General features: G+C 40.5%; 11 protein-coding genes. 1 reads left to right on the top strand and 10 read right to left on the bottom strand.

Translation table 11 applies throughout. The features are described 5' to 3' along the window. From BACCOPRO_RS04145 to BACCOPRO_RS04100, 10 genes are all read right to left on the bottom strand, one after another. Nucleotides 1-707: polysaccharide pyruvyl transferase family protein (locus BACCOPRO_RS04145; RefSeq protein ID WP_008141234.1), on the bottom strand; the 707-nt coding region annotated here is incomplete at its 3' end. Next, nucleotides 679-1,779 carry a radical SAM protein gene (locus BACCOPRO_RS04140; protein ID WP_008141233.1) on the bottom strand — a complete coding sequence of 367 codons (1,101 nt, stop codon included), beginning with the start codon at nt 1,777-1,779 and terminating at the stop codon, nt 679-681. The genes BACCOPRO_RS04145 and BACCOPRO_RS04140, both read right to left, overlap by 29 nt. Further along, a complete protein-coding gene (locus BACCOPRO_RS04135) occupies nt 1,776-3,260 on the bottom strand; it encodes a lipopolysaccharide biosynthesis protein (protein ID WP_246497737.1) in 1,485 nt (494 codons plus the stop codon). Before BACCOPRO_RS04135 ends, BACCOPRO_RS04140 begins: the two co-directional genes overlap by 4 nt. Nucleotides 3,261-3,420: 160 nt before the next feature. Next, entirely contained in the window at nt 3,421-3,618 is a 198-nt protein-coding gene (locus BACCOPRO_RS04130) for a hypothetical protein (RefSeq protein ID WP_008141228.1), read from the bottom strand. Nucleotides 3,619-3,685: 67 nt separating this feature from the next. Beyond that, on the bottom strand, nt 3,686-4,345 hold the full coding sequence (locus tag BACCOPRO_RS04125) for a hypothetical protein (protein ID WP_008141227.1): 660 nt from the start codon (nt 4,343-4,345) through the stop codon (nt 3,686-3,688). 15 nt (nt 4,346-4,360) lie between these two features. After that, on the bottom strand, nt 4,361-5,092 hold the full coding sequence (locus BACCOPRO_RS04120) for a DUF2589 domain-containing protein (RefSeq protein WP_008141225.1): 732 nt from the start codon (nt 5,090-5,092) through the stop codon (nt 4,361-4,363). Beyond that, complete coding sequence (locus BACCOPRO_RS04115; protein ID WP_008141221.1) at nt 5,093-5,308, bottom strand: hypothetical protein; 216 nt, start codon at nt 5,306-5,308, stop codon at nt 5,093-5,095. Between the two features lie 11 nt (nt 5,309-5,319). After that, a complete protein-coding gene (locus tag BACCOPRO_RS04110) occupies nt 5,320-5,868 on the bottom strand; it encodes a DUF2589 domain-containing protein (RefSeq protein WP_008141219.1) in 549 nt (182 codons plus the stop codon). A 10-nt stretch (nt 5,869-5,878) separates the two neighbouring features. Next, complete coding sequence (locus BACCOPRO_RS04105; RefSeq protein ID WP_008141217.1) at nt 5,879-6,523, bottom strand: hypothetical protein; 645 nt, start codon at nt 6,521-6,523, stop codon at nt 5,879-5,881. Beyond that, the gene (locus BACCOPRO_RS04100) at nt 6,520-7,572 is read right to left on the bottom strand and encodes an AAA family ATPase (RefSeq protein ID WP_008141216.1); all 1,053 of its coding nucleotides are present in this window, start codon (nt 7,570-7,572) and stop codon (nt 6,520-6,522) included. The genes BACCOPRO_RS04105 and BACCOPRO_RS04100 overlap by 4 nt, the downstream gene beginning before the upstream one ends. 734 nt (nt 7,573-8,306) lie before the next feature. Between BACCOPRO_RS04100 and BACCOPRO_RS04090 the strand changes: the two genes are divergently transcribed. After that, a partial coding sequence (locus BACCOPRO_RS04090) for a BT4734/BF3469 family protein (RefSeq protein WP_008141212.1) occupies nt 8,307-9,703 on the top strand: 1,397 nt, incomplete at its 3' end.

The following is a 9,703-nucleotide window of genomic DNA, read 5'->3' as shown; positions in this document are numbered from 1 at the left end:
ATGAGATGTATAATTCTAATTATTATTTCAATAACTCGTGTTGGAACTGTCTTTTTTTGCATGCATGGCCAATCTGCGATCTCGACGTTAGTCATATATAGAGAACTATTATTATCTTTTTTCTCTATATCTTGTCTTTTTATAAAGACTGTCTCTTTCTTTTCTTGTATATGAATATTATACTTTTTAATATATTTATTTACATCAAATGATAAAACTAAATCGGGTAAAAGCAATACGTTAACTGATTTATAGTTACTTTTTATTAGGTCGTAAGATTGTTGCTCGCGTAAACAAATTGTAATATCACCAATGTGCTTAGAAAATATCGCGGCGTCTTGTTTTATGTCCTCTTTTGATTTAAACCATACACTTTGAGGAAGTTGTAAGATTCTATTATTGGGAAAATCAGTCAAGACTCTATGCCTGAAAACTTGATGGCTTTTCCATAAATCACCGAAATTACCACCTCCCATAAATATTATGATAGCATCTGCGGGCAGTGATGGCTTTATGTAGCTTTCTTTGCTGCATGAATATAGACATTTATATGGGAGTGTTTCAAGAATATCTAAGGTTGACTGCCAAATTAAAATATCGCCTACATTTGTGAAATATGGCAAATCCAGCAATATATAGTCATTCGTAATAAGTTTTGCTAAAGTCGTTTTGAATAGATTAAAATACTCTTGTTGATTTTGATACATGGAAATATTTATTAAAGAGGTTATTAATTTTTTGCCATATCAAATTGGTATAATATAAATAGTTGAATTTTTGTTTTTGTTGAGTTGTTAATAATGGATTACTATCTTCGAATGAAGAATATAAAAAATTTCTCATTTCTTTTGTATACCATTTAGCCTCTTCTCTATTTCGTAATTCTCCATACGTGGGTTGTGGGTTCAATTCTGGTATAATTCCTTGGGACATAAAATGGGATGAATTAAAGCAATATTTAAAGCAACAGTGTTTACCGATAGGCATCCATTTGATTGGGCGTGTAATATCTTCGAAAATATTCTGTTTTAAACCATTTCCATAACAACCTGTCATTATGCCAGTAGCTAAATCCAGTTTTGCTGACCACAATCCAGCATAGCAATATTCTTTTCTTTTTATATTGAAATTTTTAACGGTATATTCAAATAGTGGAGAAGCCATTTCTTGTCCTATCTTGATGTATTCACTATCACTTAGTTTTGTAAATATACTGTAACCATCAGGACTCTCTTTTCTTGTTAATGCGACTTGAGGTAATGCACCTACGTGCAGAATGGATAGTTTTTTTATTTCATCCCAATATGGTATATATTCATCGCAAAGATTTATCTGTAATAGAATTGAACACCCGCTGTCTTTGACCATTTTAATATTGGAAAAGAACGTTTCTATTAAATTCTTTCTTTTAAGCTCAAGGAAATGAAAGGAGAATGAAATATGTATATGCTCGTGGTACTCTTTAGTCATTTCCAAAAAAAAAGAAATTTGTTTGCGTAAAGTACCATTTGTAGTTATATTGATAAAATGTCCTTGTTTTAATATTTCTTTTGCAATAAATGGTAACTCAGGTGAAATAAATGTTTCTCCACTAGCAGTCATTGATATGAAACTAATCCCTCCAAGTCTTGATACACTAAGTGCTTTTCCTATTGTATCTGGTGAATATTGGAATATTGCTTTTTCGTTTTTACGTCTACCTTCTTGAATAATATAACAATAATTACATTTAAGATTGCAAGCTGTTAAAGGAATTAGGCATTCAATAAAACGTCTCATATTTTTATATGTTTTTTTGATTTAATGTTATAGAAAATTTTCTTTATGAATAATCGTTCGTCTTTTTGCATTCCTAAAAACCAAATACATATAAGGTTAGTAAAAGTTGTTAATAAGCAGAGTATGATAAAACGCAATCCGCCTTCTTGCATAATATTATAGATGACTAAAGGAGTAGGTAAGCATACTATTGCAACAAGAAATGTCTTACAAAAAACATTTCTAATATACTCAGAAGGAGGAATAGATAATTGTATTTTCATAAAATACAATCTAGATATGAGCGTAATAAAACTAATAATAATAGATATTCCTAATGCCGTGTAAGGCGGAAATCCATTTTTGTAAAATAAATATGATATTGGAAAATTTAGCAAAGAAATACCACTTATGAGAAATTGATAATTACGTATATTTCCTGTAGCTTGGATTGCGCAACCTATTGAATAGGTAAAAGTTTCTATCATTGATAAAACTATAATCAGTTTTGTCATTATTGATGTATATGCGGGGATATTATCTCCCAGCCATATTCTCAGAATAAATGGAGTTTCAAAAATGGCGGGGAATCCCAATAACATCAATAAATAAAAAGAAAATTTTCCACCTCTGAAAAGAACTTTCTTCATTTCAATGAATTCTTTAGCTGCATATGTTTTAATAATCTGCGGATTTAGAGCAGTGGTAAAATTGGCTGTAAATCCTGTTATTGCTGCATTTATACGATATGCTATCGCATTTGCTGCATTTGTTGTTGGTCCAAAAAATAAATTGATAAGAATGTTAATACCTTGGTTCTTTAACATATTAGCAATAGACCCTAAAAGACTCCAGGTAGTAAACTTTAACATGGGGGTTGCAATGGATTTATTAAACCTTAGCGAGATGGAAAAAGCTTCTTTACATCTTGTTTTACAATATATTAGATAGATAATAAAGACGGTAAGAGAAATAAGCCCTTGTAAAATTGAAAGAGTTATAAGTTTGTCATATGGAGAAATTTTCACTATATAACATGAAATCAATTTAGCAATAGCGTCAAAACATCCCATATATGCATATAATCCCATTCGTTCATAAGAGATAATAATCGCACTAAAAGGGGTTTGGACAAGAGTGAAAAAAGTGCTAATAATTACAATTTGAAATGCAATATTGCATGCAAATAAACGATTATCGGGGATATTTAATATTGCATTTACAAAGTATAATCCCAAAGTCTCTCCTAAGATGATGACAATGAATCCTATAATAGAATGTGTTAATACTGAATTTGAAAATGTATTTTTTAGTTTTGTAATATTCCCTGTTCCAATTTCATAAGTTAAGTATCTTGATGTTGCCGTTGTTAATGTACTGTTTAAGAAAGAGAAAAGGGTAACAACTCCTGCTATAACATTATTTAAACCGTAATCTTCAGCTCCTAATGCATCAAGCATTACACGCGCTGTGAGCAAAGAAACAAATAATAATAAAAGCATTCTTGTATATAAAAAGAATGTGTTTTTTACAATTCGTTTACTGTTATATTGGGATTTCATGCCATGTAATAAATAAGCACTCAATTTAGGGTATACCTTTTTGAAAGGGTACTTTTGAGTACCCTAAATCGAGTTTGGTTAATTAATTTTAAATTTAACATTAGCTGGTAGCCAAAGTAATGTTAAAGATATTTTTGAAAAAGGTCTCGATGAAGTTCCAAATAGAACTGCCATGAACCTTTACTGTTCCTATTACACTATGGTAAGTTGCAGTCATATCCGCACCGGCATTACTGCCATAAAATTCTGAATCCTTTGACACCTTGCAACTTCCTCCGTCCAGTACAAAGTATAACATTGAACAATTTGTCAAGATACCAGTTCTGGATACTTATACTTGCAAATATTAGGAAATAGATATTGATTTATAAATTTATAAAACAAACCTCTCCACTATTCTTCATTGCAAAATTAAAACACTTACGATCACACGTAATAGCCCCATAAAGATTTACGATACTATCCCTATCGTATGGAGTACCACAAATCTTCTCATCATTATATGCATAATCAACTCCCGGCGTTAGAGGATCATAATCAATGTACACCTCACAATTAGAATCATTCTTCAAAGTCTCCCAAATATTCTTACTGCTATTAGTTCCAGTACCGTATGAGTCATAAGCTACATGAGCAACAAAAATCGCATGATAAGGACAGGTTTTAACACAACCGAACTTATTGTACGTACAGAATATTTTAGATTTTCCCATTCCGTATATTGCCTCCATAAAGCATTCTTTCGTATACTGGAACAGAACTAAATGACATCCGGAAAATGGAGCACTTACAATATCCTGTCTTCCATTAAAGACACAGGCATTAATACATCCTGGAACATAAGGAAGAAACAATACTGGATCAGAGTATCGTGAGCCAGGGAGAAGAAATTCTACAAATTTTATATTCCCTGAATTAATAGGAGAATAATTCAAAGGCAGACTCATATTTAGCCCTATAGCCTGGGGATTAAAAAGCTGTCTATCCTGCAAACAATCAAGAATTTTATTTAGCAATAGACTCATCGAGAAATGTAATAATTATTCAGATTTTTCATCACCCTTTTCTGCCGGCATCTCAATCGGCTGGATAGCCTGTGTAAAGGCTTCGATGATGGTATTCACCCCCTTGGGAACAGGAAGCTGTCCGGCATGGACATTCACCGTATATTTGGCAGAGTTGCTCTTCTCATAGTGTGTATCATGGGTGGAAGAGTCGCGTGAAGAATAGCTGGCAGATCCTTTGATGGAAACCGACAGAGGCCCCCACCCCAGCTTGCTTTCGAACGAGCCTTCGCCCCTGGATTCCGTTTCCTTGTTCTCAGATTCCGTTTCCGAGAAACTGGACTTCACCTCCATTTCAAAGGAAATGTCCACATTGTTTACTCCCAGGGAGTTGACCGGTATGATGGTCAGCAGGGGAAGATTGAACGAAGTGGTGAAGTTCCTGATTTCAGTGGTCGGCTTGCCATCCTTATCCGTAGTCGGTGTCAGCACACCTCGTTCCAGCGACATTTCAATCATTACCGGAGCGTAACTGGTATGCCTGACTGAACTGTCAGCATCTTTTCCGTATTTTTTCTTATACTCCTCTTTTTCCTTATCTGTCAGCGCACGCTCCACCCGGTTGAAACAGGTTTCAAGCAAAAACTTGGTCTGTGTGAGTGCCATGGCAGCATTGGCCTTGGCGGAAGCATTAAGCGGACCGCCGATCAGATCTTCCATAGGCAGGCCCGTAAACTGCTGGGCCATTGATAAAAGTTCTTTTTCCATCTATTGTTTTTCCGGCTTTTCATCCAGCTGCCGGGAAGCCTTCTGCTTCAGCTCTTCCAGCCGGGCACTGGCTTCAGCCACAATGGGACGGCTCTGAGGAGTCAGCGAAATGCGCGAATGACATTGGGAACATTCAAAAGCTTCTCCTTTCAGGAGCAGGGCCAGATCGAAATAGATAGGATTCCGACAGCAAGGACATGGAATTGCATTAGGCATATTGTTATTTTTTAAAGGTTTGTTTCTTCTGATTCTGTTTCCGTTTTCCGGAGAGGCACGGAAGCACGGATAGCTTTCTCGTAAAGCTCCATAACGGTAAGCAGTCCGCGCGAAAGGGGCTGCGAAGAGGTCTCCACAGACACTTCCAGTCCTTTCATGACCGGAGTCTTCCCGTCCCGGTCCGTTCCGTTCAGACGGCCGCGATACAGAGCTTTCTCACTCAGGATATCGGTCGGTCCGTTGGCCGGATAGCTGTCGGACGAAGTGATGTCGATGGAAAAGTTGATATGGGCCTTGGCTACGGACAGGGCGTTGATGGAAAGCAGGTTGATAAGAGGCATCTGGAAGGTCATGGACTTGCCTTCTGCTCCTCCCACCTGGATACTCATGGTGATCATCTCCGGTTCGTAAACCCCGTCCTTGTATTTGAAACAGTTCTTCAGCAGGAAGGTGGTCTGTCCGGACAGCATCATCATGTTGGCCTTGGAAAGGGCAACCAGCGGAGCGCTGATAATGCTCTCGATGTTCTGTTCGCTGTTCAGATGTTCCGTTTTCGCCATAATTTAGAAACTAATGGAAATGTTGACGAAGAAAAGCAACCAACGGGAAAACCCATTCAGATGTTAAATTCCAATACTCCGGATTATCAAAAAACCAGATACCATGACTAAATTCCGTCTGCGCTGTACGATCTTTCTTCATTGCAGCGATGTAACTGTAAATACAACCTTTCCGTCCCTGAGTCATATACATTTTATGCCTGCGATTCATCCGGCTGATTCCTTTCTCGTATCTCCGGTAACAATCAATCAGGCCTTTGTGTCTGGGATTGATCAAATGCAGAAGTAAAGACTCAAAATCACCATCTGCATGATTATTGGGCCACAAAAACAAATCAAATTCAATTCCAAGTGCTTCCTTTTGCTGAAGAAGCTCTCTTTTTCTGATCGCAAATCCACCGCCATTTTTCCTGGTATCTGCATCAAACAGGATCAGATTAGTACCTCCCATCAACGTATTTTCCACAAAAACAGGCTGTGTATTGGGCAACTGATCTTTTCCGTTAACCCCAACAACAAGATAATCTGTACCCAAGACAGCATGGGGAAAATAATGAGCAACCAATGTTTCTACAAAATTCTGTTCATTGGTCGTCCGTTTACTGCCCTTCTTTTGGGCTGCATTCACTCCACTTTCTATGAATATCTTGATCATCTTATCTCAATCTCTTCGTTGATCAAATGCCTGAATTGAGGATAGGTGCTCTTTATAGCAGTTAAACGATCTGATGTCTTACGCAACGTAAACACCCGCGATCTGGTCTGCATACTTTGAAAAGACTCTTCCTGTAACATCTGATTAAGCGCCTTCAGAGAATCGATGTTATGAGTAGTAGCAAACACCTGTACATTATATTTATCAGCTCCTCGCAATACCGACTTCCACAATACAGGCATAGACTTATAGTGAAGGCCGTTATCAACCTCGTCAACCAGCAGAATGCCGTCTCTGGCCTGAAACAGGTAAATAAACAGGGATATCAATTTGCGGATTCCATCACCCAGCACCTGAATGGGGATTCGCTTCTCCAGACCAACATCTACCATCAGATTGTTATTGGCTACAACAATATCTCTCAAAGAAGGTTCTATTTCCCGCAAGTCTTCAAAAAGTGCTTCCTCCTGTTTATTGCGAAGCAAATCTGAGAACAAGGCAACATTATTTGAATAAGGGTCTGATGAACTGATATAATGACATTTCAGTTCTTCCTGGTATGATTCCGCTCCCGGAGCATTGACTTCTGCCTTAGAAGTAGAATTACCCTTGATCTGCAGATCACTGTGATAAACCTGACGGTCGATCTCTGCATCAAGATTCAGCCTGAAATCCTTAGTGGCAGCATTTCCGGAAGAATCAGTAGGCAGGTTCATAATTTCTGACTCGCGCTCCTGATAGGATATGGTAAGTTCGCGCGTTTTCTCGGGACTCCCGTATCCTCCCGAAAGACGGATGGGAAATACAGGATTCAAACCATAAAAATTAAGTTTGAGCATCTCGTCAGCCAAAGAAGACATGTAATGACGAGGCCAGTTGACAGAAATGGACAACCGGGGATTAGTCGCTCCTGAAAACAAGAACAATGCGTCCAATACAGACGATTTTCCGCAATTATTATAGCCCAACAGCAGATTGACCTGACCCAGATCCGTAACATGAAATGCCTGAATACCACGAAAATTTTGTATATCAAATTTATTAATCATTGTCCGTATGCTGCAAAATAAGGGTTTGTTCAAGTTTGTTTGATTTATACAAAGAAACTAATTTCTTTCCTATTTTCTGGTATTCTCTTCTTCTTTAACATCCTTTTACATACAAGATTCTTTCCTGATTCCATCCGCTTCTTTACAAAAATTCAGTCTTTCTGCCAGCTTTGCCAACCTATATATAAACTTATAGGGGAAAGTGCGGACAGAAATGGATCTATTTTTGTCCGCACTAACTATAAAAGTTTTATTCAGCCCTGGCAAACCTGGCAGAACTGCCGGTCAGGGCCTGTCCTCCGGATGCCGTTCCCGATAGTCATCTTCCAGACTGTCAAGCAGTTGGATCAGCTGTTGCCGGAAGACCTCAGAGGAGCGACGGAACTGCGGAAGGTAAATGCGGAAAATGTCGTAGTACTGGTTCAGATTCGTACTGACCCCTTTTTTACTTTCTCATACGTGCGGGCGCTCATCGAGGCCCGGTCGCAGATCTCACGGATGGTTAATAACTTGCCGTCGACTTTCACACGGCGATGCAGCATCTCAATGTACCGCCCCAGGGCGGCATTGGGTTCATGATTTTGTGTCATTTTTTTAAATTTAAAAAATTCGACACAAATATATGTTAATTCCCTTAATTTATCTATATTTTATTACCGCCATGCCGGTAAGCAAGATTTGGTGGTTTACACGCCTTTCACAACCTTTGTGGAAAACTTTAAAACATCAATGCCATGGAAGACATTACATTCAGCCTTTTCAAAGGTTATGCGGACACCTTGCCGGCGGAAGCAACACTCAGTGAAATCATCCGGATGATCCGACAGGATCCCACAGTAAAACTACACACCCTTAAACACCGTTACTACGCTTCGCAGGGAAATGCCGCTGCTGCCGATAAGGAGAAATCTTCCTGTCCCTGCTTTTCCGTAGCCGTCCGTTTTCAGGGCGGCAAGCGGAAGAGGCATATCTGCGGATGGACTTCCGTCGGGCTGGTGGACATCGACCACCTGGAAAAGGCTGCTCTGCCGGAACTGCTCAAGCGGATCGTTGCCGACCCGCATACCCTGCTCACCTATACCACAATCAGCGGAGCGGGCATCCGGATTCTCTACCGCATGGAGCACGATGAAAACACCCTGCAAAAGAGTGTCGCCTCTCCGCTTGACGAGAACGCATACCTGGCTTCGGAAGCGCAGTACCGGGCGACATTCCTGCTGGCAAATGACTATTATGCCCGACTGCTGGGAGTGGAATGTGACCTGAAATGCAAAAATTCAACCCGCCTGTGCGGGCTTGCCCACGATCCGGAACTTTTCTTCAATCCGGATGCTCTTCCCTTCCGGGCTGAGGTGGTTCCCAAAATCCGGAAACGGATGCGCAACTACCGGCTGGAAAGGGCCGTTACCACTGCCCGGAAGGAGCTGGAAGCGCAGGGGGTGACCTACGAACCGCACCAGCACAACGACTACATCATGCGGATGGGATATCTGCTCAACCGCTACGGGATAGACCAGGATCAGGCCACGGAATGGGCGCTGAATACCTTTACCGGTTACGACGGCGACATAGCAGGGATCTTCCGCTCCTGCTACCTGCAGACGGAAGAATTCGGTACACTGTCGCCCAGCACCGGAAAGGACAATGCACGGCAACCGCTGGCTGGCGTAGCTGAGATCGAGGATTTTCTCTGCGGTCAGGGTTCGTTCCGCCGGAATGTCATTACCGGCAAGTATGAGGTGGACTTCACCCGCGAAAACCGCGAAGAGGATTTCCGGGAAGTGGACGACCACATTGTGAACTCGCTCTGGGCACGCATGAGCAAAACAAACAGCCGCGTGCGGATCTCCGACCTGCGCAATGTGCTGGAGTCGGAATTCGTGGCGGACTACAATCCGTTTCAACTGTATTTTGACGGGCTGGATCCCTGGGACGGACAGACGGACTACATCGGCGAACTGGCCGATACACTCCATACGGTACAGGGTCCCGAGGACTGCCGGAAGTATCTGAAAAAATGGCTCGTGGGCTGCGTGGCGGCACTCTTCGACCGCTCGGTGGTGAACCACGAGATTCTGGTGCTGGCCGGTCCGCAGGCCACCTACAAGACAACCTGGCTGAACAACCTGCT

Origin of the sequence: Phocaeicola coprophilus DSM 18228 = JCM 13818, assembly GCF_000157915.1 — a bacterium.
Taxonomy (GTDB): Bacteria; Bacteroidota; Bacteroidia; order Bacteroidales; family Bacteroidaceae; genus Phocaeicola; species Phocaeicola coprophilus.
The sequence above is the reverse complement of the archived record's forward strand: the minus strand, read 5'-3'. Positions and strand labels throughout refer to the sequence as shown.

Excerpts from the sequence above, each read along its gene's own strand:
- BACCOPRO_RS04100 (WP_008141216.1), bottom strand. The coding sequence starts at position 7,572 with ATGATTAATAAATTTGATATACAAAATTTTCGTGGTATTCAGGCATTT.
- BACCOPRO_RS04125 (WP_008141227.1), bottom strand. The coding sequence starts at position 4,345 with ATGAGTCTATTGCTAAATAAAATTCTTGATTGTTTGCAGGATAGACAG.
- BACCOPRO_RS04130 (WP_008141228.1), bottom strand. The coding sequence starts at position 3,618 with ATGTTATACTTTGTACTGGACGGAGGAAGTTGCAAGGTGTCAAAGGAT.
- BACCOPRO_RS04110 (WP_008141219.1), bottom strand. The coding sequence starts at position 5,868 with ATGGCGAAAACGGAACATCTGAACAGCGAACAGAACATCGAGAGCATT.
- BACCOPRO_RS04140 (WP_008141233.1), bottom strand. The coding sequence starts at position 1,779 with ATGAGACGTTTTATTGAATGCCTAATTCCTTTAACAGCTTGCAATCTT.
- BACCOPRO_RS04135 (WP_246497737.1), bottom strand. The coding sequence starts at position 3,260 with ATGCTTTTATTATTATTTGTTTCTTTGCTCACAGCGCGTGTAATGCTT.
- BACCOPRO_RS04120 (WP_008141225.1), bottom strand. The coding sequence starts at position 5,092 with ATGGAAAAAGAACTTTTATCAATGGCCCAGCAGTTTACGGGCCTGCCT.
- BACCOPRO_RS04105 (WP_008141217.1), bottom strand. The coding sequence starts at position 6,523 with ATGATCAAGATATTCATAGAAAGTGGAGTGAATGCAGCCCAAAAGAAG.
- BACCOPRO_RS04115 (WP_008141221.1), bottom strand. The coding sequence starts at position 5,308 with ATGCCTAATGCAATTCCATGTCCTTGCTGTCGGAATCCTATCTATTTC.